Raw genomic sequence first — 25838 nt, 5'->3', positions numbered from 1 at the left:
GTATCCGATGTTGTGATGGAAAGTACCGGAGTCTACTGGAAACCAATATGGAATATTCTCGAAGGATCTTTTCACCTTGTTCTTGCCAATGCCAGACATGTCAAAAATGTTCCAGGGCGTAAAACTGATGTAAAAGATGCCGAATGGCTTGCCAAGCTTCTAAGATGCGGACTTATTGAAAGCAATTTTGTACCTCTGATAATAGACCTTTATATTAAAGCTATTTTCATTCAACATGAACTGCAGTGCCATAAGCAATAATTTCACAAGCATTCTGCATGATTGCTGAGGTTTCTAGGCGCATCGCAACGATGGCATTCGCCCCTTTTTCTTTCGCCTCATCCACCATCCTGCCAATTGCTTTTTGTCTTGCTTCTTTCATCATTTCTGTATACTCAGTGATTTCTCCACCGACAATCGTCCGTAAACCCGCGATAATATCTTTTCCAATATGCTTTGATTGGACAGAATTCCCCTTAACAAGCCCTTTAAGTTCTTTTATTTCTTTACCCGGAACGGTATTAGTAGTCACGATAATCATATAGTTCATCCTCTTCCTTTTTTCTGATTTTTTTTATTATCAAGTAAAGAATATGTGGCACAGGGGCTTGAATCAAACCCAGAATTCCCCATATCCAATGATTGAAGCCATTCTTTCTAGCGTCGATAAATAAATACATGCTTTGTGCTAATAAAATCAGCCCGCACACAATCAAAACATTTATTTCAATTCTACTCATGACTCATCTTCGCCTTCCTTTAATATAAACGTATAATAACCGCTAATATCACGGTCATAACTTGGAGATTCAAAAATACTCCAGGCCGATGAAATAGAATATCAGCGCTATTTCTTCGTAAGAAAAACCGTAATAATGAATGCTTCAAGATGATTGGAACACGTATAGCATATTGTAAAAGCCCTTACGCTTCCAGAACATCATCCCATGCTTGATTATTGTTATGTGTCTCCACTTAAACATTGGTACTTACTCACTCCACTCCATTAGCCATAACATTTATACTTATATGACTTTTAAGTGAATGAATTCATTCACAAGAAAGAAAAATATTAATCCTGATTCCGCTCTACCTCGGAAAGAATCACATGTGTCACAGTTGTAGCATAAGGGATTATCTGATTAATGAACTCTTCCACTTTTGGTAGGCTTTCACTATGGATTTTCAGCATATAACAAGCCTGTCCGGCAATTCGAAAACAAAAATCAACATTCGGAAGCTTGGCAATATAGCTCTTGAATCGGTCATATTCCCCATTCTTCACTGTTGCTTCTACGATACATTCAATCGGAAAACCAATCTTTTTATGATCAATCTCGGCAACATACCCTTTTATAATTCCGAAAGACTCCATCTGCCGAACCCGTTCTGTAACAGTGGGTGCAGACAAATTCACTTTCTTTGCCAGTTCCCTCATAGAAACCCGACTATTTATCGTTAATTCATCAAGAATGCTACGATCTTTTTTATCAATTTTCATATAAATAGTATTCCCTTTCTTTTTCTTCCATCTATATATTATTACTCTTAAATACTTTACAAATGCAATTAATTTATTTGGATTTTTATCTTAATATTATCTCAAAGGGGAGATGTTCATGACAAGAATAAAAAATTCAGCTATCGGGTCTAGTCCGTTTCAACAATTATTTCATTCGGAGGTAATTTTACTTAAATGGTTGGACCTTTCAGAGTGTATATCTGCAGATGGGAAACTTTCAAAGGAATTAAAGGAAAATGTCAGAAGGGTTCTTGCATATGGTAACGGATGCGCATACTGTCAAGCAAAAGGACGGCCATTGAAACCAGACGATATTAAAGAAAGCTATGCATTAGCTTTTGCAGAGGTATTTCTCCTAAAACGCGAAAAAACGGAGCAAACATTCATTGAAGTGTTAAAGGAAGTATTTAGCGATGAAGAGATATCGGAACTATTAGCCTTCATTTGTTTTACAACTGCACAGCAATATTTCGGGGCGTTGATGGATTTAAAATAATGTTAAAAAGGAACTGGCATTTGCCTTGTTCCTTTCTGTAAAAGATTCATACTAAGCAGTTGATTTCCATAACGTCTTTGTTCATTAATTTAGTAATGTTCGACTTGTAATAGTATTGGTATCTAATAGCTTTGAAGATTAATTTCAATCTAGGATTTTGCACCTTGATCTTCTAACTCATTAATCTTTGGAAGAATGGAGCGAGAAGGCACTGGGGACGTTAAAACTATAGAAGTATTTAAATGTCCATAAGGTATTAATCGATCTATAAGAATTCTCATGCTGTCCATATCAGCTAAAGCTGCTTTTAAAAAATATCCTACTGTTCCTGTTACACGATGACACTCAATAATGTCTAAATCATCTTTGACTAATTGCTCAAAATCGGGAACAGAAACTTTAAGTTCACTGACTTGAATAAACACAAGTACACCTCTTCCTATTGCCGGTGGTGAAACTCTGGCAGTAAACCCTTCTATAATCCCCTTTTCTTGTAAGCGATACATACGTTCAGAAATACTAGGACGACTAAGAGCCAATTTCTTTGATAGTTCACTAATCGTAATACGTCCATTTAATTGTAAAAGTTCTAGTAATCTGACATCTATTTCATCCATGAAGCGACCGCCTTTCATAATGAAGGAATATAAGCTTATATTTCTTTAAAATGGTGTATGGAAAGCAGAAAATACATTCTTTTTTGTATGTAAATTTAACAGTTATTATTCTATCATTAAAATTATTAATAGAAAAAGAAAATTCAGAATTTATCAAAGGGAGGAACTTGCATTGACTTTCACAAAAATTTCAGTTCGAAAAAACATTGAAAACCTAAGCGCATATGTTTCCGGTAAACCAATTGAAGAAGTGCAACGCGAACTAGGACTTGAAAGTATCGTTAAATTGGCATCCAATGAGAATCCATATGGTTGCTCACCCCTAGCAAAAGAGTCCATGCTTATCGAAATGGAGCAAACCTCCTTTTATCCTGAAGGAATGGCACCGTCATTAGCTGAAAAGTTAGCAAGGAAATTAAATGTCAACCAAGATAATATTATCTTAGGCAATGGCTCTGATGAAGTTATACGTTTGTTAACACGAACCTACATTCAACAAAATGATGAAGTCATTATGGCTGACGTTACATTTCCACGATATGAAACGAATGTATTGATCGACGGTGGCACACCTGTAAAGATACCTCTTATTAATGGCGTACATGACCTCCAGGGCATGTATGAGGCCATTTCTGAAAAAACAAGAATGATTTTTGTTTGTAATCCCAATAATCCAACAGGAACGATCGTTCAAAAAGAAAAGTTAAGATCTTTTATCGAGAAGGTGCCAAAACATATTTTACTAATCGTTGATGAAGCATACTATGAGTATGTTGAGGATGAAGAATATTTAGAAACCTTACCATTTCTAAATACAAATTCAAACCTAGTCATCTTACGTACTTTTTCAAAGATATATGGATTGGCTGCATTAAGGATCGGATACGGTTTAATGGACGTTTCCATCATACAAGAGCTAATTAAAGTGAAAGAACCATTTAATACCAATCGCTTAGCACAGGTAGCAGCCTTCGCTTCTCTGGACGACCCTACATTTGTGGAACAATGTGCTCGTAAGAATGAGGAAGGAAGAAGATATTTAGAAAACGAACTAAGCGAGTTGGGATTAACATTCTTTCCTTCTCATGCCAACTTCATAATGGTCAAACTAAATCATCCTGGCAGGGACGTCTTTGAGGAGCTATTAAAACAAGGGGTCATCATCCGATCTGGTCATTTACTTGGCTATGAAAATACTATACGCGTGACCATCGGTACTCCACTTGAAAATGAGAGATTCATAAAATCCTTACAAAATGTAATCAATAAAACGCTTAGTACATGACATATCGAAATATAGCTGCAAAATAATCAAGGATTGATAAATCATAAAAGATACGACATAGACGCCCTTTGCCCATGTCGTATCTTTTACGTGGATTTATTTAACCATGGTCTTTTCTTTTATAGTTGTTTCCTGTTCATCCACACTTTTAAATTTAAGGATCGAAATCGCGATTAATACAGCCAATACAATAAGACAAGCAATGATACTGACCCGATTCTGTTCACTAAACACAAACATGACACAAATGATGCTTAAAGTAATTACTGTAAACAATGTTACATACGGGAAGCCCCACAATTTAAAGCTCGGTGCTTTGGGATATGAATTGCGAAGTTTTAGCTGTGCTAAACAAATACTGATCCATACTAGTGATACCACAAAACCTGGAAACGCCATTAATAAGGTAAATGCCTTGTCCTGTGCAACGTATGTAATCATGGAGCCCGCGATTAATACAACGGCACTTAGTAATAAACTATATAATGGAACGCCATTTTTCGATACATAAGAGAAAGACTTTGGGGCTTCCCCCTCCGCAGCTAAAGAATGCAACATCCGTGTACAACCATATATTCCAGAGTTAGCTGCAGATAAGACAGCTGTAATTAAAATAAAGTTCATAATGTGGGCAGATCCCTGAAAGCCTGACATTGACAATACCTGAACAAACGGACTTGACTGGTCACTAATTTCGTTCCAAGGAATTAAACCGCAAATTACAAGTATCGGTAAGGTGAAAAATAATATAACTCTCCAAATATAGCTTTTAATAACCTTAGGTAAAATACGTTCTGCATCTTTTGCTTCTGTTACTGTTACTCCTATTAATTCAGAACCGCCGTAAGAAAACATAACAATTAGCAATGCTGAAAATATTGACATCCATCCATTAGGAAAAAAACCTCCGTGCTCTGAGAAGTTTTCTAGATAATTAGTTTCGCCGCTTGGGATAATTCCAAATAAAATACTAGCTCCTAAGAGAATAAATACTATAATCATTGTAATTTTAATTCCTGCAAACCAAAATTCGAATTCTCCATAATTTTTAACATTCATCATGTTAATTCCAATGATTAAGGCAGTACAACCTAAACTTAATATCCAAAGTGGGATAGATGGAAGCCAGTATTGCAAGAAACTTCCTGCCACTACTACCTCAATGACACATACGGAAAGCCACATAAAACAATACATCCAGCCTATAATGAAGGAACTACGTTTACCAAATGCTTTCTGAACAAAACCCTTCATATTTGTATTTGGATAGACGATTGCCATTTCTGCTATAGCTCCCATAACCACAAGAAGTAATAATCCTGCAAACATATAAGTAAAGATAACTCCTGGTCCTGCTAACGATATGGTTTCAGAACTTCCTTTAAAAATCCCAGTACCTATGGCTCCACCCATTGCCATCATGCTAATATGTCGCGGCAACAACTTCTTTTGTAGTGACCCATTATTTGATTCCATTGCTTATTCCTCCTTTATTCTATTAATTTTTTGTACTAAATATTAATCACTATTTTTAGTTATTGAATAGCGACTTGATAAGTTAGATTCTTATCAACCGTCGTTATGACAAAGGAGTGGAAACATGAAAAGATGCAAGCTAAAGTTTATCGTAAATATTACAAGAAGGATAGCTTCAGGCAAATAATTTCCACTTGGAAAAATGGTGTATTTCCAAGTTCGGAAATAGAGTCATTGGACTAATAAATTAATACGGATCTAGATTTACTGTTAACGTAAAGATGGGCTCACTAAGCCTAGTCTCTCTATCTCTATCTCTATCTCTATCTCTTATCTATTATCTAGAACACACTTAATTAGGGATTACATTGTTATATGTATTAGTAACCCCTAATAAATAAAATAATTTCTTCTATTTACTTACTTATTTACAATGTGGATTGCATGCCCCAAAACTGCTTCAGCCGCTTCCAACCAACTTTCGGTCAAAGTTGGATGAGGATGCATGCTCAGAGCTATATCTTCTACACGAGCTGACAATTCAAGGGCCAGTACTCCTTCACCTATGAGGTTGGATGCATCAGCGCCAACCATATGCATTCCAAGTAATATGTGGCTTTTAGCATCCACGATCACTTCTGCAAACCCCTCTGTTTCATTCGTTGCAAGCGCCCGTCCGTTGGCACTGAATGGAAATTTCCCAGTTTTGACGCTATATCCCTGTTGTTCCGCTTCCTCACGGCTTAAGCCTACCCCTGCAATTTGTGGATCTGAGAAGATTACATAGGGAACAAAAGAGGAGTCAATTGCACTTGGCAAACCTCCTATTACTTCTGCTGCCACAATTCCCTGTTTAGACGCTCGATGAGCAAGAGCTGGACCAGGTGTAATGTCACCAATAGCAAAGATATGTGGAACATTAGTACGACATTCCATGTTTACTGCTATATAGCCTTTTTCGTCTATCGTAATGCCAGCCTGATTTAGACCAATCTCTTGAGTATTAGGAATCCTTCCAATTGTAACCAGTGTTTTCTCGCTCACAATCACTTCCGTCCCATTCTTTTCAGAGGAAACATGAAGGTGTACTTGTCCATCTTCCACAATCGCTTTTTCTACCCTTGTAGATGTTTTAATATTTATCCCAAGCTTCTTAGCATTACGGATTACTTCCTTGACCAAGTTGTCGGCAACCTGGGGGAGAATACGATTAGCCATCTCAATAATTGTTACTTGAGTACCTAACTTTGCAAAAGCCATACCCATTTCGATACCGATATAGCCTCCGCCGATAATCGACAAGCTAGGTGGAACTTCTTGTAGCTGTAAAGATGTTGTCGAATCCAAAATATATCTTCCATCTACATTAAGGAACGAAGGAATAAACGGTCTAGACCCTGTCGCTATAATTGCATGTTCAAACTTATAGGTTTCAAAATCACCATCAGTTTCCACTCCTATGCGGTCATCAGATAAAAAGGTTGCTTGACCTTTCACCACCGTTACTCCATTTTCTTTACATAAGTGGGAAATCCCTTGGTTCAACTGAGAAATGATGCCCTTTTTCCAATCCTGCCAAACATTTAAGTCAACTGCTGTTTTCTCTTGAGATAGTTGAATTCCCATTTTTTCAAAATCGTTAAGCCTATGAAATTGATCAGCTGTATGTATTAGAGCCTTCGAAGGTATGCATCCCCGATTGAGGCAAACACCGCCCAGCATATCCTTTTCAATTAGAATAACCGATTTCCCTAACTGTCCGAGACGAATAGCTGCAGCATATCCTCCCGGACCTCCTCCTATGATGATAACATCTGTTTCAATAGCAACTTCCCCTACTACCATTTATCTCATCTCCACAACTAAAAGAATTGGATTTTCCAGTAGTTCCTTAATCCGATTTGTAAAACGTACCGCTGTTACGCCATCAATTAAACGATGATCGAAAGATAACGACATATTCATCATCAAGCGGATAACACCTTCTAAATCGCGAACTACCATGCGAGGTTCCATTTTATGCAACGCTAAAATTGCCGCTTCGGGATAGTTAATGATTGGGGTTGCATGTAACCCACCGATTGGTCCAACATTGCTAATGGTAAATGTACTGCCAGTAATCTGCTCTAAGCTCAATTTCCCTTCTCGAGCTTGGATTGCCATTTTTCTAATTTCATCAGCTAGCTGGAAAATTGTTTTCTGATCTGCATTTTTTATAACAGGAACAATGAGACCATCGTTCGTATTCGTGGCAATCCCAATATGATTATAATTTTTCAAGACCATTTCATTTGTCTTTTCATCAATTGAAGCATTTAATGTTTTAAACTCCTTTAGTGCGATAACAATGGCCTTGACGAAGAATGGTAAAAAAGTCAATTTAATATCCTTGTCGTCTGAATACGTCTTTAATTGATCTTTTAATTCCTTTAATCTATCCATTTCTAATTCATCTACATGTGTTACATGCGGAATGGTCGAGACCGACTTTACCATATGTTCAGCGATTTTCTTACGAATACCCTTAAGCAGAATCCGCTCTTCTAACTCTTTTTCCTGAACAGTTTCAATAGGAGCTGCATCTTGAAGTATTTTATTATCGTTGTTATTGGCATTGACCCGTTTATTTTGATTATTTTCTATAAACTGTTGCAAGTCACTTTCTATTATTCGTCCAGCAGGCCCAGAACCTTTAACCTGCTGGATGTCAACCTTCATTTCCCTCGCCATTTGACGTACAAATGGAGTAGCCAACACACGAGCTGTCTCAAGATGTTGATTACTTGTCATATGCTCCGAATTTCCTTTTACATCAGCAGGTTGCATTACCAGGGGTTCTTTTTCAATAACGAATTTTTCCGGAACAGAAATATCGTTCTCTTCTTGAATAGTAAATATAGTGGTTCCTACTTCTACAATATCCCCTTCAGTAAAGAATATTTTCTTGACCACGCCCGTTGCTGGGGCAGTCAATTCCGCATTGACCTTATCCGTTTGCACTTCTACTATCGGTTGGTCCTGCGTTACTGATTCTCCTTCTTTAATGAGCCACTTGATAATTTCTCCTTCATGCATCCCTTCACCCACATCAGGAAGCTTAAATTCTACCATGCTTGTTCCTCCTTCTCCCTTATTCATTAATTAAAATGAAATCGTTTCCATTATCCCTTGTTTTACACGTTCAACAGTAGGTAGATAATGATCTTCTACTGAAAACTGCGGAACCGGAACATCAAATCCTGTCACACGCTTAATAGGGGCTTTAAGGTAAATAAGGGCTTCATCATTAATAATAGAGATAATCTCCGCACCTAATCCGGATGACTTATGAGCTTCATGAACGACTAATCCACGACCTGTTTTTTTTATGGATTTTACGATCGTATCCCGATCTAACGGGTATAGTGTTCGAAGATCGACTACTTCACACTTCCACCCTTTTTCATTTTCGATCTTTTTCGCGGCATTCAATGCTTCTCTTAACATAGCTCCCCATGCAAAAATGGTTAAGTCGCTTCCCTCCTGAACCACTTTCGCTTGACCAATTGGTATTTGATACATCTCTTTAGGAACTTCTTCCTTAAAAGCTCGATACAATTTAGTCGGCTCCAAAAAGATTACCGGATCAGGATCTTCGATGGCAGAAATGAGTAGTCCTTTTGCATCATATGGATTACTAGGTGCAACCACCTTTAAACCCGGAGTATGGGCAAAGAAGGTTTCGACGCTTTCGGAGTGAAGCTCAGGACCTCTGATTCCAGCACCATAAGGCGTACGGATAACAAGGGGCACCCCAAATTGTCCCCGAGTACGGTATCTCATACGGGCAGCATGGGAAACAATCTGCTCGAATCCTGGATAAATAAATGCAAGAAATTGAATTTCTACCACGGGAACCATTCCATTAAGAGCTAAGCCAATTGCAGATCCGATGATTCCAGCCTCAGCTAATGGCGTATCTACAACTCGATCCTTTCCGTACTTCTCAAATAGGCCTTCCGTTGAACGGAAAACTCCGCCGTTTACTCCAATATCCTGACCTAAGATCATCACGCGATCATCCTGACCAAGCTTTTGGTCCATTGCTTCTGTAATAGCCTGAATCATAGTTAAATGCTTGCTCATTATTTCTTCACATCCTTCTTTAAGATTTGTTTCAATTCTTGCTGCTGTTCATTTATGTGCCATGACTCTTCAGCATAAACATGGTTAAACATATCGAGCGGGTCGGCTTTAGGGTACTCTTCTGCTTTTTGGAGGTGAATGTCAATCTGTTCGCTAATTTGTTTTAACACCATTTCCTCCTGCTCTTCATTCCAGAATCCCTTTTTAATCAAAAACTTTTTAAGACGTGTAATCGGATCACGATTTTCCCGCCAGAATGTTGAAATATCCTCCTGATTACGATATATATTTGGATTGTCTGCAGTAGTATGGGCACCATATCGAAAGGTAATGGCTTCAATCAAAGTAGGACCTTCACCTTTAAGCGCTCTTTCGACTGCTTCCTTTACAGTCAGCCAAACTGCAAAGATATCATTTCCATCTACACGAACACCATGGATATCATACGCATCAGCACGTTGAGATATAGTCTCAGAAGCAGATTGCTTTTCAAAAGGCACACTGATAGCGTAGCCATTATTTTGGCAGAAAAAGATTGTTGGGGTTTTATATACACCGGCAAAATTCAGTGCCTCATGAAAATCCCCTTCAGAAGTAGCACCATCACCAAAATAAGCAATGCTTACATTCTCTTCTCCTTTAAGCTTACTTGCCCAAGCCGTACCTACCGCATGAACCATTTGAGTCGCAATAGGAACACAAGGAGGCATAGTTCGTTTTCCTTCCGGACACATTGAACCCTCAACGTGTCCCATCCAGTATAGAAAAACACGATACATCTCCTGTCCATGAATAATTGCCGCTGCATGATCACGGTAAGTCGGAAACATCCAATCACCCTCCGATAATGCTAAAGCGCTGCCAATTTGAGATGCCTCCTGCCCCTCGAAGGGTGCATAAGTCCCCATTCTTCCTTGTCGCTGAAGATTAACTGATTTACGGTCAAACATTCTGAGCAAAAGCATACTCTCATACATCTTAAGCATGAGTGATTTATCAATTTTTTCATCAATTGATTCAATAATCTCTCCATTTGGAGCTAATACACGATACATTTCCGGTAAAATCTCTTCTGAATGCGCTTTCAAAATTGGGTTTTCCGTCTTTTCCATTTCATTTCTCCCCTTAAGATAGATTTGATGAGCAAACTTACCAAGGATTTGAACAGTCATGAAATAACAGCCCAAAAATTTTCTTTGGTCTTTTATGTTTGTAAATAAATGCTTTTTCATAAACTATATTTGCTTATATAAAAGGATAATACATCAAGGGTTTTAATAATATGTTAAATAGAATGAATTTTTTGTATATTACCTTTATTTAGAATGCGTTATCGTATACTTTACCTTCATTTTGAAAATTCGCACCATTAATGGAAAAATCCAAATCAAACTACTATAGTTTCTTCAACTTAATAGATATAATTTCGATTGATTCGGGGCGCGTCCCCTATAAATTGCACCCATTCTGACGCACAAAAAAAAGAATGGAACAAGTACAACTTGATGTTCCATTCTTCCCTCAACGGCTTTCCTACCTTTTTCGAGCATCTAATTGAGAATCCGGCCAATCAATATGTAAATTTTAAAGGACGGAGAGTTTGAACTCGAAACAACAGATGATTTCAAATAAAGGAGAAACATTCCGAGTTAGAATTGCGAGCCTTTGGAGGTATTTTTTAAATTTTCAGTTGTATAAAACCATTTTCATTTTGATTAATCGAAGAGTTTTGATAAATCAGTTAAGCAGCACCGCCAAATGCAACTTTAAGAAAGCAAAGATAACGAAGCTATGTATGCTAAAGGCCGTGTTACCAACCGTAAATCAAAGTTTATAATGTAGGAGAGATTTATTTCCTTTCCCGCTACGAGGATACGGGAATGATTCCTATTTTTCAAATGTTCCTTTCACGACCGCTAATCCATCTTTTACCATAATTTGTCCCATCGCGATTACGGTATCTATTTCAAATGTTTCTTTGTTTACTATAATTAAGTCGGCGTCTCTAGCTACCTCCATCCGCCCTTTGTTACCGAGCTTTAAAATATTTGCCGGATTTTCAGTCACAACACGGATTGCATCGGCTATAGTGACTCCGTCCTTGAGAATCGCATCGACAACTGCTTCATATAAGGACATACACGTACCAATGTTCAAGCCGCGCAGATTTCCGTTGCTATCGAAGTCAGGCAGGCTCGCTTGTCCATCTGAAGTGAGGGTGATTTGCCGAATATCAACGCCTTCATCGAGTGCTCGTTTGATCGCTGTACTTGCCTTTACTTCCCCTTCTTCTAGGAACTTCTTGATGGTACTAGTCGTAAAATCAATATAGCCGCCTTTTTTTGCAAATGCTACCCCTGCATTGAATAAATGCGGATTGCGGTTAATATGCGTCGGGTAAAACTGTGTGATCGGTATTTCCGTTGTCTCCACGACTTCTTCGATTACCCGTACATGATTCTGGCTGTCACCTACATGAATGTTGACGATTCCGCTTTTCCCAGACAAAAGTCCGCCATTACGGGCCTGTGATGCTAGTTTTGCCAATTCCGCTGAAGTCGGCTGCGAGGAACGATGATCGGCAATAGCGATTTCGCCCACCCCGATAATTTTATCCACTAAAATTAAATCATCTTCAATTTTCCCTGTAAGAGTCTTGACTGGTACTTGATACGAACCGGTCTGAACATAACAGCTAATTCCTTCTTCTTCAAGAGCTCTCGCTTTAGCAAGCAACCCTGGCATCGTTCTTGTCGTTCCATCTGTTCCGATGACTCCGATTAATGTCGTTATACCAGCTAACGTGGCATCGGTTAACTGAATTTCAGGAGTCCTTGTTTTAAAGCCTCCTTCTCCTCCTCCGCCGATGATATGGACATGTGCATCAATAAAACCTGGAACAATAATTTTACCAGCTGCATCAATCACTTCCACTTCAACAAAATCAACAGGTACATCAATCTGATCCTTAATGTAACCAATTTGCTTTCCAACCAATAGGATATCTTTTTGCCCCATAAAATCTGGTCCATAAATCTCTCCATTTTTGATGAGTTTAAGCATTTTCCCTTCTCCCTTCAAAAGCTGAAATTTTAGGTTTTAAAATCATTCTCACGGGTAAATATACAGCATAACCCGCTAACAATTACAAATAAGGATAATGATAGTTGTTCTTTAAATTGTGGCTAATCTGACACTTTGATTATGCTTGCTAAAAGTATAAAAACACTAAAGGAGTATACAACATGAATAAAGTAATTTCCTCGGATATTAAAACAAATAAACGATTATCTATGCGTCAAATTATGAACCTATATCAAGTTACAAAAGAATTTAAAGGTAATATCTATTTTATCTGCAACCATAAATTGGTCGATGCCAAGAAACTCTCTACATTTGTCTCTTTTGTACTCATTCTTCAGGAGTGTGTAACTATGAAAGTCATACTAGAAGGCAAGAATGTACAAGCTATGCTCGAAAAAGTACAGACTATATGCAAAAAGAATGATTCAAGTAAACTGGGTTATCAATCGAACCAAACAGTTAACATTTAAATTCTAACTACGTATAGAAGAGGGTGTATAAAATGAGAACCATTTTAATGGTGATCGGCGCAATAAAAGGCTGTCAACAATTTGACAGTCTTTTTTTGTGACTGAATTGAACGAGAAAAGAGCATGTAATCCATGCTCCCTTTAGATATTTACCATGGGACTTCCCAGTCTTTCCATTTATTCAATCCTTCCCGAATCTGTTTACCTTTGTCAATCCAATATTGATTTCTTTGCACTTCTTCTTCTTTTGTCTGTTGTTCAGCTATGAGCGGCCCTATATCTTGTGTCTTAAAAGATTGTGACGCCTGATTTTGTAAAGCCTGCGACATTATTTTTTGAAAGATGAGCGCACTCCCCTGACTACTATGTGTGGTTAGATAGTGTTTTTCATCAGTCGTATCATATCCAGCCCAGACAGCACCAACTAATGAAGGTGTATAACCGATAAACCATTGATCTTTAACCCCTGAAATCCCTTCGATTGGAACTTGTGTTGATCCTGTTTTACCTGCTATTTCATAACCGGAAACAGCTGCATTTTTTCCTGTTCCATATTCTACTGTACCAAGCAGCATTGTATTCATTTTGTCGACGACGGCCTTAGAGGTTACTTTTGTGGCTTTTTCCTCCCAGGATGCTAACTCTTTTCCATCAATACCTACTATTTTTACAATAGCATGCGACTCCATCCGTTTTCCATCGTTGGCGAATGCGGAAAAGGCTCCGGCCATTTGAAGCGGGGAGACCCCTTTCTCCATGCCCCCTAAAGCAATTGCAAGATTTCGGTCATCTTTTTTATATGGAATCCCAAACCGCTTGAGTGAATCCAATCCCTTATCGATACCGATTTCATTTAATAGCCATACAGTAGGTACGTTTAAGGAATTCATCACCGCTTCGTACATCGGTACTTCTCCTTTATATATACCACTTAGATTTGTTGGCTCATATTCCCCAAAACTCATTTTTTCATCCTTTAAAGGAGTGGTAATATCGTAACCCTCTTCAACTGCTGGCGTGTAAACAACAAGCGGTTTAATGGCCGAACCAGGAGATCTCGTCAATTGGGTTGCCCGGTTATATCCCATGAATTGATGTTTACCTCTGCCGCCAACCAAAGCTTTGATTCCACCTGTTTTCGGATCAAGAAGGATTGCCCCGCTTTGTACCAATTCGTCTGTACTTGTCCCAACTGGAAAATTAGCATCATTGGCATAAACTGATTCTGTAGCCTGTTGCATGGTTTGATCTAGAGTTGTGTAAATTTTGTACCCCTTTGTAAGCAACTCCTCGAGCTCAATTCCATACCTACTGGATGCCTCAGATAGAACATGGTCGACAAAGTAGGGATACTTTCCTTTTAATGGATCAGTATTTTGCCCACCCTGATGAAGAGTCACCTCATCTTTTTTTGCCGCAGTTTCTTCATCTTCCGTCAAATACCCGTGTTCTGCCATTCTCGAAAGAACTAAGTCACGTCGTTTAACTGCACCGTCTAAATTTTTGTACGGATCAAGTTTGGATGGCAGGTTAATGACACCCGCAAGCAATGCTCCCTCTGCGACGGTCAATTCTGAGACTTCCTTGGAAAAGTAAATATTTGCGGCCTTTTTGATTCCCCATGCCCCATGTCCGAAATAGACTCGATTCAAATACATTTCTAGAATTTCATCTTTTGTATACTCATTTTCGACTTCCTGAGCTAGAAAAAACTCTTCTATCTTCCGTTTCAGAGTTCGATTCGATTCCAGCATCGTAATCTTCACAAGCTGCTGGGTAAGCGTACTCCCTCCTTCGACAATGCTTCCAGCTTTCGCATTTTTAACTAATGCACGCAAAATTGCTTGATAATCAATGCCATGATGTTCATAAAAACGATGATCCTCAATGGATACAACCGCTTGTTTCATATGATCTGGTATTTCCTCTATTGCAACACCTTCAGATTTATTTGCCGTAATAGTACTGGCAAGATTCCCGTCGAGATCATAGATCCCTGTCGGTTGTTGAAGTTGATTTTGAAGAAGACTTATATCTGCACCTTGCTTGAAATAAAATAGTAAACCGGCACAAAAAACTGCCATTACCAATATTATTATCAGACCTATTTTCACTAACCCTTTCATTTGAACCCCCATTTTCCCATCTACGACATGTTACATTAATAATATTTTACCCTTTTTATTAAAGAAAACTCGTCGATTAAATAAAAGGCGAAGCATGATGTCACCTCATCTTTTTTCTTATAACCGGTTACTCCAGGAATTCCCTTCTCTTATTAAGCGATAAGAAAACAAATCAACCAACTGAAGACCTCGGATTCATCCTTGCCTGTTCACGCAAGCTTTCTACTTCTCCTTTACATGTGTTTGTGATCAATATACACAACCAAGAGGCGTGAAGCCATCCAAAAGTGGGTATAACACTTTTAAAGACATTGAAAATGAGGAGAGATGATATTAATGGAAGAATTAAAACATATTGTCGTCGCTTATGATGGAAATGAAGAGAGTAAACGGGCAGTAGAATATGGAGCAACATTGAAAAAGGCTTTTCCTAAAGCTGAGCTGACCGTTGTTCATGTTCTAAATGATAAAGTTGAACAGCGTATTATAGGAAACGCATCCGCCCCGGGACTCGTACCTTCTGCAGGATTTTATGTAGCCCCCGTCCAAACACATCCCGTTGTGGAGGTTGAACAATCAGAACATCAAAAGACAAATGATACCTATTCCGTTTTCGAAAATAGTGTTCAAAACGCAGAAAGTAATACACTTAGATTGCTAAGTGAATGTCAAGTCAAGGGGAAATTCGAAATATTGGAAGGTCATGCGCCAGATAGCGTATGCGACTATGCAGCAAAAACTGCGGCTGACCTCATCGTTGTCGGTAATAGCGCTAAAAGCGGGCTAGAAAATTCTTTCTTGGCAGTACAAGTAGTTCCATTGCGAAAAACGCTCCCTGTTCGGTATTTATTGCAAAGTAAAAAGGAGCCTGCTCATTCTTGTGCTTTATTTGGATATTCCTCAAAAGAAGCCGGATTCTATAAGGAATCTAGCTTCTTTTTAATAGGCTTTTTTCAGCAACACCTTAGAAGCAGCCGAATTATAGCTTCATTACCACAAGTGCCGATAAAATAAAATTGATCAGCATATAAGTCACATTATTTATGAATGAATAAATGGCTACAGGCCTCCACTTTGGCGACGCAGAACCAAAATACACGGTTCTTATATAAAATGACAAAGAAACCTCAAGAAACTACCCGCAAACATGCCGCCAATTCCATACAATTTTCGCTTTCATACGCTTTTCCTCTTTATAGTTACTTACAAACTTGTTCATGAATAACCCGGATATACTGATAACCGTAAAGGCAGAAAATAACCAAAAAACCCTTGTACAGGTTTCATAGTTCATGCCGTACCAATCTGCAAAAAGCCCCAATAATAATCAGGTCAACTTTCCACTTAATTCCCCAGCGAAATGCTATAAAAAACATGGTACCATGGCTATTGAAATCGAGCCTCCTTTTGGCCAGATTCTTGAAAAAAAAAACACAGAGACTAAATTGTAAGTCTAATGAAGCAAAAAATAGCAACCTCTGTCATAAATAGCGTTTTATTTTTGATCATATCTCTTCCTTCTCTAAAAGTAAAAAATTGTCTATAATTTCCCTACCTTGTTGCTATTTGCGCAAACAAAAAATCAACACCTGAGCGGTAATGACTGCCCAGTTTTGCTTGTATCCAAAACTCCATCTCTACGCTAGTACTAACTATCAGGTTCATACTGTCTCAACTCAACAGTTCACTCTCAGACTTTTTGGCTTCCCTTGTTGAAGTATTTAATTTTTAATCCTCGGTTAGAATATACTACTAGTTTCTTTAAATGATAAGACAAGAAAATGCAAATACTATAATAACCTTCTTTTCCCTTATAATGGCTATATTTTTTCTTTTACCCAACTTCTTTAATCTGTTCCATACACCTGCTATTAACCAAATTATATGGATAAATACGACAATTTTTCTATAGACTCACTAAGGTTTGTTTAAATATCTTTATTAAGGCTAATTTACACTGGGGAAGGGAATAGACATGGATAAACATTCAACTTCGGCTGAAAAAGGCACCTACATCAGTATTGCCGCTTACATATTCTTGTCTGCTCTTAAATTGTCATTTGGTTATTTTGGAGACTCAAAGGGACTTTGGGCAGATGGTTTAAATAACACAACCGACATCATCGCTTCCATGGCCGTATTGATTGGTTTAAAAATATCTAAGCGACCACCTGATGATAATCATTCGTATGGTCATTTGCGTGTGGAAACTGTAGCCTCGTTAGTAGCTGCCTTCATTATGGTTACAGTTGGTCTGCAGGTTATTTTCAGTGCTGTAAAATCTTTCTTCAATCAAGATTCAACAACGGTTCCCAATATGCTGACTGCTTATGTAGCTATATTCTCCGCAATTTTTATGTATGGGATTTACCGCTACAACTTAGCATTAAGCAAAAAAATCAACAGCGCCTCCATTTATGCAGTTGCACAGGATAATCGTTCTGATGCTCTGGTCAGTATTGGTGCTTCTATAGGAATTATAGGTACTAAGGTAGGGATTTTTTGGCTAGATGCAATAGCTGCATTAGTGGTTGGAATCATCATCTGCAAAACAGCTTGGGATATTTTCCGTGATGCTTCTATCTCTTTAACCGATGGTTTTGACGAGCAGCTACTGCAACAGATCGGACAAACCATTTTATTAACCGAAGGTGTTAAAAACATGAGTGAAATTAAAGCCCGTATGCATGGGAGTGAAATTCTACTCGAAGCTACAGTTCATGTTAACCCACTATTGACAGTCATCCAAAGCCACGATATTACGGTGAAAATCGAGGAAAACCTTTTAAATGAATATAATATTCAATATGTGATCGTTCACATCGAACCATATATATTTCCGAAAAAAAGGTAGCCGTCATTTATTTTACGGATGCCTTTTTTATATTTAAAAAACCTATACTTACAGTAATAAAAGAGTGTCAAAAAAAGGTATTTCCCACTTAATTGCCGAATATTTACCCAATTGACGCATGTTTAAAGAACACTAATCTGTTATCATAAAAACACAATGTAATTATTTTGATATTCTGTAATTTTATTCAAACCCATAAATCTTAAGCTCAAAGAAAATTCATTTTCCTACAGTATGGAGGGCAAAATGGTATCTAATCGAGAAATGACCATTCACTTTTTATCTTCTCAAAAGAGCAGTATCATTTCCAAATGGAATGAAGAGCTATTGCATTTAGCGGATGGAAATATAGGGTATTTTAAAGGAGAAGTAGAAAATATTTTTAACCTGCTAATGGATCAGCTTGGAAAATCAGATACTGACATAGGAGATGTACTGAAGGTCTTAGGAGAAAAAATTGCGTCTGATCGAATTAAAAAGCAGTTAAATATGGAAAATTTCTGTGCCACTGTGGCTACCGGTAGATCCATCATCATTGATCATGTACTAAATTCTGAGGCAACTAAAGAAGAAGTAGCCAATCTAATTCATCAAATAAATGCTTACTTCGATAAACTCATTCATTTTGCATTATCCTATTTTACCGAATTAATAACGAAGGAGCTTGAAGAACAATATCAGTTTATTAGCCCTAACCATAAAGACCGTTTGACACTCCTAGGCCAAATGACCTCAAGCTTTGTCCATGAGTTCAGAAATCCACTTACTTCCATCATGGGATTCATTCAATTATTACAAGCAGAACAGCCTGAGATAAAATACCTAGATATTATCTCAAAAGAATTAGATCAGCTCAATCTTCGGATTACTCAGTTTCTTAATATCTCAAAGAAAGAAACTTTTGAATCACAACCAGATCTATTTTCTATCGCCCAGCTAGTAAATGAAGTGATTGAATTTTTATATCCTAGCATTTTGGAAGTAAATGCTTCAATAACATGTAATATCGCTGATGATGCCGTGATTTCTGGTTCTGAAGAGGAATTTCGTCAGGTTTTACTAAATATCATTTTAAATGCTCTTGATGTGGTTGCGGGAATGCCTTCACCGTCCATATACATTTCCGGCTCAGAATCACCATCCGGCATTTTATCCTTAAATATTTCAAACAATGGTCCAAAGATACCTGATGAGGTTCTACCAAATATTTTCGAACCGTTTATTACAACTAAAAAGAGGGGTACAGGATTAGGACTATTCGTTTGTAAAGAGATTGTTTTAAAACATCAAGGAACCTTAACATGCCATTCAACAGATTTCTTAACGACTTTCTCAATACAAATAAAAACAAAATAAAGTATAACATCCGTTATTTCCATGGCTCATTAGTGTAAAACTTTTGACTGATTCAAGTATAGTTACTTATACTAATAGTTAGGTTTCACTACTAATCGAGGTGAATGACCCTATAGATTGAAAATAAAAACCATCATAAATTTCCATACTAGTCAAAACGATATTTATTTTTCATCTAACATTTGATACGATAACAACATTTCATTCATTCTTGGTTTTGGGAGGTGACTGGGAAAATTAAATCGTTCGACATATCTAACGATTCAATTAAGTCCCACACTATTTGGACATTTTAAGTTTTTTATTAGTAATAATCTTAATTGCTTTAACTGCCTTTTTTGTGGCTTCAGAATTCTCTATTATCAGGGTGCGAAGCTCAAGAATTGATCAATTGATAGAAGAAGGCAACAGAAAAGCCATTGCGGCCAAAAAGGTAACATCTGATCTTGATGAATACCTATCAGCCACACAGCTTGGAATTACCGTGACTGCCCTTGGACTGGGCTGGCTTGGACAACCAACAATTCTTAAATTGGTAGAACCTTTATTTGGGGCACTACATTTTCCAGCGGAAATAACAAATATTTTAACATTTATTATTGCATTTTCTTTAATAACGTTCATAAATGTCGTAGTGGGTGAATTGGCGCCCAAGACTGTAGCCATCCAAAAAGCTGAGCAAGTGACCTTGGCTATTGCCAAACCATTGATTTTTTTCCATAAGATTGCCTTTCCTTTCATCTGGATATTAAATCATTCTTCTCGTTTTGTTGTCGGATTGTTTGGCTTCAAGCCTGCTTCTGAAAGTGAAATTGCCCATACAGAAGAAGAATTGCGTTTCATCCTCTCAGATAGCTATAAAAGTGGAGAGATTAACCAGTCAGAATTTAAATATGTAAGTAACATTTTTGATTTCGATGACCGTGTTGCCAAAGAAATCATGGTCCCAAGGACGGAGATTCTAACCATCTCAAAAGATGAAACAGTACAAGAATTCGTCGATGTGGCCAAACTGGAAAAATACACTCGGTACCCTGTTGTCGAAGGTGATAAAGACCATGTTATCGGTTTAGTCAACTTAAAGGAAGTTTTCTCAGATCTTATTAAGAACCGAGAAATCCAAAACATATCAATTGAAAATTATACTCGTCCAATAATTCGGGTCATGGAAAATATTCCGATTCATGATTTACTGCTTAAAATGCAAAAAGAGCGCATTCATATGGCGATCTTGATGGATGAGTACGGCGGTACTTCCGGTCTCGTCACGGTTGAAGATATCCTAGAGGAAATCGTTGGTGAAATTCGCGATGAATTTGACATTGATGAAGTCGCATCCATCCGAAAAATTAATGATGGCCACTATATTTTAGACTCTAAACTTCTTGTAAAGGAAGTGAATGACTTACTCGGCATTCATTTAGAAGAAGATGATGTTGATACAATCGGTGGATGGGTTTTAACGGAGAATTATGATGTAAATGTTGGCGACATCATGGAAAAAGACGGATTTTGCTTTAAAGTGATTGAAATGGAAGATCACGCCATTCGTTTTATTGAAGTGACAAAAAAGGTCGTACAGCTACCTCTTGAAGAAGACCTTTCTCAAGGATAACGAATAAAAAACAGCCTCGTAAAAGTAAATTTTACGAGGCTGTTTTTTGAAATGATCACTTATCGGAAAACCGGCCCATTTTCCTGACCGTTACGATTGGAGGTGTACTCTTTTTTTTCCAAATAATATAGAGAATGATAAGAACAAAGGAAAAACCAGCTACCGGAATTAAATAGGGGGAAGTAATCTCACTAATCTGCTGCCAATTCTCCCCGAGAATCCGTCCTAAGGTTAGGAATAAAATGGTCCAAGGTATGACAGCAGCAACCGTATAAAAGATGAACTTCCAAACAGACATTTTCGCAATTCCAGCAGGGATGGAAATAGCATGGCGGACGACCGGGATAAAGCGAGCCGTAAAAACCACTCCTACCCCATAACGATGGAACCACTCTTCAGCCATTACGATATGTTTTTCTTTTATTAATACATATTTCCCATACTTTAAAAGAAATGGCCGTCCTCCGAAATACCCCGCCCAATACAGAAATAATTGTGCTATCGTCCCTCCTACTACACCTGCAAGGACAGCTCCCCAAAAGTTCATTTTACCCTGACCAACTAAATAACCTCCGTATCCGAGAACGAGCTCACTCGGGATGATTTCGACCATTAATCCTAATAAAACCCCTATATACCCCATTCCTGCGAACAAATTTAATATCGTCATAATAAGCTGTGACATCATGCAATCGGACTCCCCTTAAGGCTAATTTCAAAATGTTTGTCCTTCTATCCTATTGCAGCACGTAACGTTCTATTCAATTTTTTACATGGAGTGTTCTCTTCTTCAATAAGGAGTTCATTTCCGAAAACACAAAAAAAGACCAGCTAGAATTATCTCCGGTCTCATTGCATTAATATTCTTTTAGATCCCGTTTTTGTAGAAATTGAGAAAAAACAGCTGTGGTGAGTAAGGATGAGTCATTTTGATAAACATTAATGAAAATCTCCTGACGAGATTTCGTTTTTTCAATATGAATCCCGAGATTTTTATACTTGTTGATTATTTCGTTAGTCATGCTTACTCTCCCTTTCTGCGGTATCGTTATCCTTTAACTTCCCAATTAACGAATATATAAAACCCATTTAAAGAATTCAACTGAAAAACCATACAGTGTCACTGTTAACACTTGTCAATTAACTTGAATCGTTTGCAGTCGATGTTCGTGTACTTCGTCTTTTTCGACATGTACCTGAACCTTATAGGTGCCGGGTTCAACGAAAGATACCTTATTTTGATAATTTCCTTTTTCCTCTTCTTTTGCTTTGGTGAAATGGCTTTCTTCGCTGCCTTCTTTCCACACCTCAAAATTCACATCTGCATTTGTTAAAGGCTTTCCATTCAATTCAACAGCTGCTTCAAAGTTCGAACTGCTTCCTGCCTTCACAGGATTACTTTGAAAATCAATTGAAACATCTGTACTTGGATGAGCAGATGCGCCTTCACTATCATGATTTGCAACGACAACTTCTTTTTCCGGCATCACATGCAGTCCTTTGGCTGTTACATGGGCAATCACATAATATTTACCTTGCTCATTAAACGTATGCATCACTTGATATGTACCACTTCCTGTATTCTTCGCCTCTAGCATTTCCCGTTTGTCCTGTCCCGACTTTCTTACTTCAAACAGAACCTCACCAGCTTCATTTACCAAATGGCTTCCTTGTTTTACTGTTGTTTCTAGTATTACTTCTTTGCCAGGAACCAATTTTCCTTTAATGACGATCGATGCTTCCATTGATTCTGGAATAACAGTATTCACTTCTTTATCCTCCGGCATTTCAGACTCCTGACAACCGGCTAACATAAATAACAACGCAGTACACACATAGAGTTTTTTCATAATAACTTTCCTTTACTATTTATTAGACCCAAAATCTGTCCTTTTCATATTGCCCATCCTTCCCTATTTTCAGATTTTTATACAATTTTTCATTATGCAGTCCGCATCACAGTCACTGAAGTCAGCAGAGCTACAGCAATAATCGTTAAAAATGAATAAAAAAAGATAGAAATGCCAACTACACTTAGTCCGAAAAGGAGAACACATCCATCAATAAAGAAGATTAACAATCCAACATTTAGCCCGCTCTTACTAGAAAGGATCTGAGCCAACATATCCGTTCCACCTGTCGATGTTCCATACCGTAGCATAAGTCCAATCCCAAGCCCAATCAATCCGCCTCCAATTATTGCACTAACATAAACAGGAAGATTCCATTCGATGACTGCCTCGGAAAAGATATCGATACATAAAGAGGAAAAAAGTAAGCCATGCAAGCTGTTAACAAATAGTTTTTTTTCAAAGTACCATGCATATATATATAATGGAATACTACCCAAAATCACACCCATCCCTGTTGGAAGCCCTATATAATAATGAAAAATCAGCCCAATCCCTATCATCCCACCATCTAATAAATGATAAGGTATCAGAAAAAAATTGATTCCCACCCCTACAAGCATGCTTCCAGCAAAAATCGCTGCCATTCTTTCCATAAGCTTCATGCCCCCACCTTCTTTTATAATGCATAAACCTGTCCAGTTTCTATAGAATATGTTTATACAATCCAAAAAATAATGAAACTATCCAATTTTTGTGAGAACAGCCCTTTTGTTTTCTGAATATTCTATAATAAATACGGTAAAGCAGAGGAAACAGTCAAAAATCGCTAATTAGAAGATCAAAGTGATCCTTTACAAGGAATATACCGGATTTAAGGAGTTGTAAGCCGTTTGACTGAATGACTAACTATTTCTATAATAAAAGTATTTAAATTTATTAAACTGAGGTGATTGGATGGGATATTAAAGAATGTTCGTTTTGACGGACGGACGCTGCTTTGCCTGACGAACAAGGGCATACTTTTGAAAAGCTTGTGCATTTCTTCATGCAGAAATTCTTCTTTTTCCCGTCTGAGCATCGCTAATCGCATACACTAGTATTCTCTTTATCATTTAAAAACCGGGAATTCGAGCTGTTACACATATAGCTTTTCTTAAAACTTACAGCTCGTTAGGTTTACTCCCGACAGTATTTAGCAAGCAAAAAAAAATATACTTGTATATTTTAAAAATGTAGGAGGTGTACTCCTTATTCGTCTCAGAGGCGAGTTAAGGGAGACTATTTGGACATAATAAACTTGGTTCTTATTGCCATTTTAATTGCTTTAACAGCATTTTTTGTAGCTACGGAGTTTGCAATTGTTAAAGTGAGAAGCACGAGGATTGATCAATTAATTGAAGAAGGCAAGCCAAATGCTGTTTCTGCAAAGCAGGTCACATCCAATCTCGATGAATATTTGTCAACATGTCAGCTCGGAATTACTATAACTGCTTTAGGGCTTGGGGTGCTTGGAGAACCGACAGTTGAACACATTTTGCGGCCACTTTTAATTCAATTAAATCTTCCTGAGTCCGCTTCACATGCACTCTCAGTTGCGATTGCCTTCTCTTTAATCACCTTCATACATGTAGTTATTGGAGAATTGGCACCGAAAACATTGGCGATTCAAAAAGCAGAGCAGGTAACTTTATTTGTTGCTAAACCTTTAATTGCATTCAATAAAGTCATGTATCCTTTCATCTGGGTACTGAATGGCTCTGCAAGGACGCTAACAAAAATGCTCGGATTAAAAGCAGTTTCTGAACATGATTTGGCTCATACAGAAGAAGAGCTTCGTATCATTGTTTCCGAAAGCTACAAAAGTGGCGAAATTAACCAATCAGAGTTTAAATATGTGAATAAAATTTTTGAATTCGATGATCGAATTGCAAAAGAAATCATGGTTCCACGTACAGAAATCGCTACGATTTCTAAAGATGATACGATTCAGCAATTTTTCACCATAATGACTGAAGAGAACTTTACTCGCTATCCTGTCATCGACGGCGATAAAGATCATGTTATCGGAATGGTCAATATCAAAGAACTATTCACAGAAATGATGGATAAAAGTAATCAGGCTACGTCAACGATAAATAGGTATGTTCGCCCTATTATCCGTGTCATTGACAGTATTCCGATTCACGATTTACTTTTAAAGATGCAAAAAGAACGTATTCACATGGCTATCCTCATGGATGAATACGGTGGCACATCAGGTTTGGTAACAGTTGAAGATATTCTTGAGGAAATTGTTGGAGATATCCGAGACGAATTCGATTTAGATGAAGTACCAGATGTTCGCAAATTAAAAGAAGATCATTATATTATCGATGCAAAGGTATTAGTAAGTGAAATGAATGATTTACTTGGACTGGATATCAACGATGAAGATATTGATACGATGGGCGGATGGATTCTTACCGAGAATTATGAAGCCAAACAAGGTGATATCCTAACTTATGGTCCCTATCACTTTAAAATAAAAGAAATGGAAGACCACCATATCTGCTATATTGAAATATATAAACCAGCAAAAGTCGTAGGCGAAGTAAAAGAATTTCCGATGATATCTCAAACTGAAATTGTTTCATGATAAATGACCCCCGCTCTATTATGAGCAGGGGTTATTTTTATTCTTCAATACTTAACCTCAGGATTTAGGTACATGAAACAAAAAACTCACATATTATATAAGAAAACCCCATCTTATTATTTTGACTGACAACATTAAGTATAGTTCAACCTTTATTGTTTCATACTGTTAGAGAAGCTATATTTTATGAAGGAGTGAAGACTTATGAAACTCATAACCATTTGCCAGCACTGCAAAGGGAAAGGGAAAACCCGCTATCTACAATTCTTTTCACGGAACTGCAATCAATGCAACGGACAAGGAAAAGCGGTAAAAGATATGTCT

General features: G+C 37.6%; 24 protein-coding genes and 1 pseudogene. 9 read left to right on the top strand and 16 right to left on the bottom strand.

Going from position 1 to position 25838, the window contains the following annotated elements; genetic code table 11:
- Positions 1-195, top strand: a pseudogene (locus ACQKMR_RS19380) (IS110 family transposase); the annotation flags it as partial.
- 31 nt (positions 196-226) lie between these two features.
- On the opposite strand, the gene ACQKMR_RS19375 reads toward ACQKMR_RS19380, so the two are convergent.
- From ACQKMR_RS19375 to ACQKMR_RS19365, 3 genes are all read right to left on the bottom strand, one after another.
- On the bottom strand, positions 227-541 hold the full coding sequence (locus ACQKMR_RS19375) for a YbjQ family protein (protein ID WP_427698773.1): 315 nt from the start codon (positions 539-541) through the stop codon (positions 227-229).
- Entirely contained in the window at positions 522-740 is a 219-nt protein-coding gene (locus ACQKMR_RS19370; protein ID WP_427698772.1) for a sigma-Y antisigma factor component, read from the bottom strand. Before ACQKMR_RS19370 ends, ACQKMR_RS19375 begins: the two co-directional genes overlap by 20 nt.
- Positions 741-1072: 332 nt before the next feature.
- Complete coding sequence (locus tag ACQKMR_RS19365; protein ID WP_427698771.1) at positions 1073-1501, bottom strand: Lrp/AsnC family transcriptional regulator; 429 nt, start codon at positions 1499-1501, stop codon at positions 1073-1075.
- 118 nt (positions 1502-1619) lie between these two features.
- On the opposite strand from ACQKMR_RS19365, the gene ACQKMR_RS19360 reads away from it, so the two are divergent.
- The gene (locus tag ACQKMR_RS19360) at positions 1620-2018 is read left to right on the top strand and encodes a carboxymuconolactone decarboxylase family protein (protein ID WP_427698770.1); all 399 of its coding nucleotides are present in this window, start codon (positions 1620-1622) and stop codon (positions 2016-2018) included.
- A 149-nt stretch (positions 2019-2167) separates the two neighbouring features.
- On the opposite strand, the gene ACQKMR_RS19355 is transcribed toward ACQKMR_RS19360, so the two are convergent.
- A complete protein-coding gene (locus ACQKMR_RS19355; RefSeq protein WP_427698769.1) occupies positions 2168-2635 on the bottom strand; it encodes an Lrp/AsnC family transcriptional regulator in 468 nt (155 codons plus the stop codon).
- A gap of 172 nt (positions 2636-2807) precedes the next feature.
- On the opposite strand from ACQKMR_RS19355, the gene hisC reads away from it, so the two are divergent.
- Entirely contained in the window at positions 2808-3920 is a 1113-nt protein-coding gene (hisC, locus tag ACQKMR_RS19350) for a histidinol-phosphate transaminase (RefSeq protein ID WP_427698768.1), read from the top strand.
- A gap of 96 nt (positions 3921-4016) precedes the next feature.
- On the opposite strand, the gene ACQKMR_RS19345 is transcribed toward hisC, so the two are convergent.
- The 6 genes from ACQKMR_RS19345 to iadA form a co-directional block, all read right to left on the bottom strand.
- Positions 4017-5396 carry an amino acid permease gene (locus tag ACQKMR_RS19345; protein WP_427698767.1) on the bottom strand — a complete coding sequence of 460 codons (1380 nt, stop codon included), beginning with the start codon at positions 5394-5396 and terminating at the stop codon, positions 4017-4019.
- A 420-nt stretch (positions 5397-5816) separates the two neighbouring features.
- Positions 5817-7241, bottom strand: a complete 1425-nt coding sequence (gene lpdA, locus ACQKMR_RS19340; RefSeq protein WP_427698766.1) for a dihydrolipoyl dehydrogenase — start codon at positions 7239-7241, stop codon at positions 5817-5819.
- Positions 7242-8507, bottom strand: coding sequence for a dihydrolipoamide acetyltransferase family protein (locus ACQKMR_RS19335; RefSeq protein ID WP_427698765.1), 1266 nt, complete (start codon positions 8505-8507; stop codon positions 7242-7244).
- Positions 8508-8537: 30 nt separating this feature from the next.
- Complete coding sequence (locus ACQKMR_RS19330; RefSeq protein ID WP_427698764.1) at positions 8538-9521, bottom strand: alpha-ketoacid dehydrogenase subunit beta; 984 nt, start codon at positions 9519-9521, stop codon at positions 8538-8540.
- Entirely contained in the window at positions 9521-10633 is a 1113-nt protein-coding gene (gene pdhA / locus ACQKMR_RS19325) for a pyruvate dehydrogenase (acetyl-transferring) E1 component subunit alpha (protein ID WP_427698763.1), read from the bottom strand. Before pdhA ends, ACQKMR_RS19330 begins: the two co-directional genes overlap by 1 nt.
- A 775-nt stretch (positions 10634-11408) precedes the next feature.
- Positions 11409-12584: a beta-aspartyl-peptidase gene (iadA, locus tag ACQKMR_RS19320; RefSeq protein WP_427698762.1), complete on the bottom strand. Its 1176-nt coding sequence runs from the start codon at positions 12582-12584 to the stop codon at positions 11409-11411.
- A 182-nt stretch (positions 12585-12766) separates the two neighbouring features.
- On the opposite strand from iadA, the gene ACQKMR_RS19315 reads away from it, so the two are divergent.
- Positions 12767-13075, top strand: coding sequence for a hypothetical protein (locus ACQKMR_RS19315; protein WP_427698761.1), 309 nt, complete (start codon positions 12767-12769; stop codon positions 13073-13075).
- 149 nt (positions 13076-13224) lie between these two features.
- Here ACQKMR_RS19315 and ACQKMR_RS19310 read toward each other — a convergent pair whose 3' ends face one another.
- A complete protein-coding gene (locus ACQKMR_RS19310) occupies positions 13225-15201 on the bottom strand; it encodes a transglycosylase domain-containing protein (protein WP_427698760.1) in 1977 nt (658 codons plus the stop codon).
- 336 nt (positions 15202-15537) lie between these two features.
- On the opposite strand from ACQKMR_RS19310, the gene ACQKMR_RS19305 reads away from it, so the two are divergent.
- Positions 15538-16215 carry a universal stress protein gene (locus ACQKMR_RS19305; protein ID WP_427698759.1) on the top strand — a complete coding sequence of 226 codons (678 nt, stop codon included), beginning with the start codon at positions 15538-15540 and terminating at the stop codon, positions 16213-16215.
- On the opposite strand, the gene ACQKMR_RS19300 is transcribed toward ACQKMR_RS19305, so the two are convergent.
- The gene (locus ACQKMR_RS19300; protein ID WP_427698776.1) at positions 16181-16300 is read right to left on the bottom strand and encodes a hypothetical protein; all 120 of its coding nucleotides are present in this window, start codon (positions 16298-16300) and stop codon (positions 16181-16183) included. The genes ACQKMR_RS19305 and ACQKMR_RS19300 overlap by 35 nt on opposite strands.
- An 876-nt stretch (positions 16301-17176) precedes the next feature.
- On the opposite strand from ACQKMR_RS19300, the gene ACQKMR_RS19295 reads away from it, so the two are divergent.
- The 3 genes from ACQKMR_RS19295 (at position 17177) to ACQKMR_RS19285 (ending at position 21026) form a co-directional block, all read left to right on the top strand.
- A complete protein-coding gene (locus ACQKMR_RS19295) occupies positions 17177-18055 on the top strand; it encodes a cation diffusion facilitator family transporter (protein ID WP_427698758.1) in 879 nt (292 codons plus the stop codon).
- A gap of 246 nt (positions 18056-18301) precedes the next feature.
- Positions 18302-19411 (top strand): histidine kinase N-terminal domain-containing protein, encoded by a 1110-nt coding sequence (locus tag ACQKMR_RS19290; protein WP_427698757.1) that lies wholly within the window; start codon positions 18302-18304, stop codon positions 19409-19411.
- Positions 19412-19694: 283 nt separating this feature from the next.
- A complete protein-coding gene (locus tag ACQKMR_RS19285) occupies positions 19695-21026 on the top strand; it encodes a hemolysin family protein (protein ID WP_427698756.1) in 1332 nt (443 codons plus the stop codon).
- A gap of 55 nt (positions 21027-21081) precedes the next feature.
- Here the strand turns inward: ACQKMR_RS19285 and ACQKMR_RS19280 are convergent, their stop codons facing one another.
- The 4 genes from ACQKMR_RS19280 to ACQKMR_RS19265 form a co-directional block, all read right to left on the bottom strand.
- Positions 21082-21711 (bottom strand): DedA family protein, encoded by a 630-nt coding sequence (locus ACQKMR_RS19280; RefSeq protein ID WP_427698775.1) that lies wholly within the window; start codon positions 21709-21711, stop codon positions 21082-21084.
- A 172-nt stretch (positions 21712-21883) separates the two neighbouring features.
- Positions 21884-22048, bottom strand: a complete 165-nt coding sequence (locus ACQKMR_RS19275; RefSeq protein WP_427698755.1) for an Lmo0850 family protein — start codon at positions 22046-22048, stop codon at positions 21884-21886.
- A 114-nt stretch (positions 22049-22162) separates the two neighbouring features.
- Positions 22163-22876, bottom strand: coding sequence for a FixH family protein (locus ACQKMR_RS19270; RefSeq protein ID WP_427698754.1), 714 nt, complete (start codon positions 22874-22876; stop codon positions 22163-22165).
- 92 nt (positions 22877-22968) lie between these two features.
- The gene (locus tag ACQKMR_RS19265; RefSeq protein ID WP_427698753.1) at positions 22969-23541 is read right to left on the bottom strand and encodes a YitT family protein; all 573 of its coding nucleotides are present in this window, start codon (positions 23539-23541) and stop codon (positions 22969-22971) included.
- A gap of 620 nt (positions 23542-24161) precedes the next feature.
- Between ACQKMR_RS19265 and ACQKMR_RS19260 the strand changes: the two genes are divergently transcribed.
- Entirely contained in the window at positions 24162-25514 is a 1353-nt protein-coding gene (locus tag ACQKMR_RS19260; RefSeq protein ID WP_427698752.1) for a hemolysin family protein, read from the top strand.
- The last annotated feature ends 324 nt before the right edge of the window (positions 25515-25838 follow it).

The sequence above is a fragment of the Peribacillus sp. NPDC096540 genome (assembly GCF_050278525.1).
Taxonomy (GTDB): domain Bacteria; phylum Bacillota; class Bacilli; order Bacillales; family DSM-1321; genus Peribacillus.
The sequence above is the reverse complement of the archived record's forward strand: the minus strand, read 5'-3'. Positions and strand labels throughout refer to the sequence as shown.

Coding starts and splice junctions, on each gene's coding strand:
- ACQKMR_RS19375 (WP_427698773.1), bottom strand. CDS start 541: ATGATTATCGTGACTACTAATACCGTTCCGGGTAAAGAAATAAAAGAA.
- ACQKMR_RS19370 (WP_427698772.1), bottom strand. CDS start 740: ATGAGTAGAATTGAAATAAATGTTTTGATTGTGTGCGGGCTGATTTTA.
- ACQKMR_RS19365 (WP_427698771.1), bottom strand. CDS start 1,501: ATGAAAATTGATAAAAAAGATCGTAGCATTCTTGATGAATTAACGATA.
- ACQKMR_RS19360 (WP_427698770.1), top strand. CDS start 1,620: ATGACAAGAATAAAAAATTCAGCTATCGGGTCTAGTCCGTTTCAACAA.
- ACQKMR_RS19355 (WP_427698769.1), bottom strand. CDS start 2,635: ATGGATGAAATAGATGTCAGATTACTAGAACTTTTACAATTAAATGGA.
- ACQKMR_RS19345 (WP_427698767.1), bottom strand. CDS start 5,396: ATGGAATCAAATAATGGGTCACTACAAAAGAAGTTGTTGCCGCGACAT.
- lpdA (WP_427698766.1), bottom strand. CDS start 7,241: ATGGTAGTAGGGGAAGTTGCTATTGAAACAGATGTTATCATCATAGGA.
- ACQKMR_RS19335 (WP_427698765.1), bottom strand. CDS start 8,507: ATGGTAGAATTTAAGCTTCCTGATGTGGGTGAAGGGATGCATGAAGGA.
- ACQKMR_RS19330 (WP_427698764.1), bottom strand. CDS start 9,521: ATGAGCAAGCATTTAACTATGATTCAGGCTATTACAGAAGCAATGGAC.
- pdhA (WP_427698763.1), bottom strand. CDS start 10,633: ATGGAAAAGACGGAAAACCCAATTTTGAAAGCGCATTCAGAAGAGATT.
- iadA (WP_427698762.1), bottom strand. CDS start 12,584: ATGCTTAAACTCATCAAAAATGGAGAGATTTATGGACCAGATTTTATG.
- ACQKMR_RS19315 (WP_427698761.1), top strand. CDS start 12,767: ATGAATAAAGTAATTTCCTCGGATATTAAAACAAATAAACGATTATCT.
- ACQKMR_RS19310 (WP_427698760.1), bottom strand. CDS start 15,201: ATGAAAGGGTTAGTGAAAATAGGTCTGATAATAATATTGGTAATGGCA.
- ACQKMR_RS19305 (WP_427698759.1), top strand. CDS start 15,538: ATGGAAGAATTAAAACATATTGTCGTCGCTTATGATGGAAATGAAGAG.
- ACQKMR_RS19295 (WP_427698758.1), top strand. CDS start 17,177: ATGGATAAACATTCAACTTCGGCTGAAAAAGGCACCTACATCAGTATT.
- ACQKMR_RS19290 (WP_427698757.1), top strand. CDS start 18,302: ATGGTATCTAATCGAGAAATGACCATTCACTTTTTATCTTCTCAAAAG.
- ACQKMR_RS19280 (WP_427698775.1), bottom strand. CDS start 21,711: ATGTCACAGCTTATTATGACGATATTAAATTTGTTCGCAGGAATGGGG.
- ACQKMR_RS19275 (WP_427698755.1), bottom strand. CDS start 22,048: ATGACTAACGAAATAATCAACAAGTATAAAAATCTCGGGATTCATATT.
- ACQKMR_RS19270 (WP_427698754.1), bottom strand. CDS start 22,876: ATGAAAAAACTCTATGTGTGTACTGCGTTGTTATTTATGTTAGCCGGT.
- ACQKMR_RS19265 (WP_427698753.1), bottom strand. CDS start 23,541: ATGAAGCTTATGGAAAGAATGGCAGCGATTTTTGCTGGAAGCATGCTT.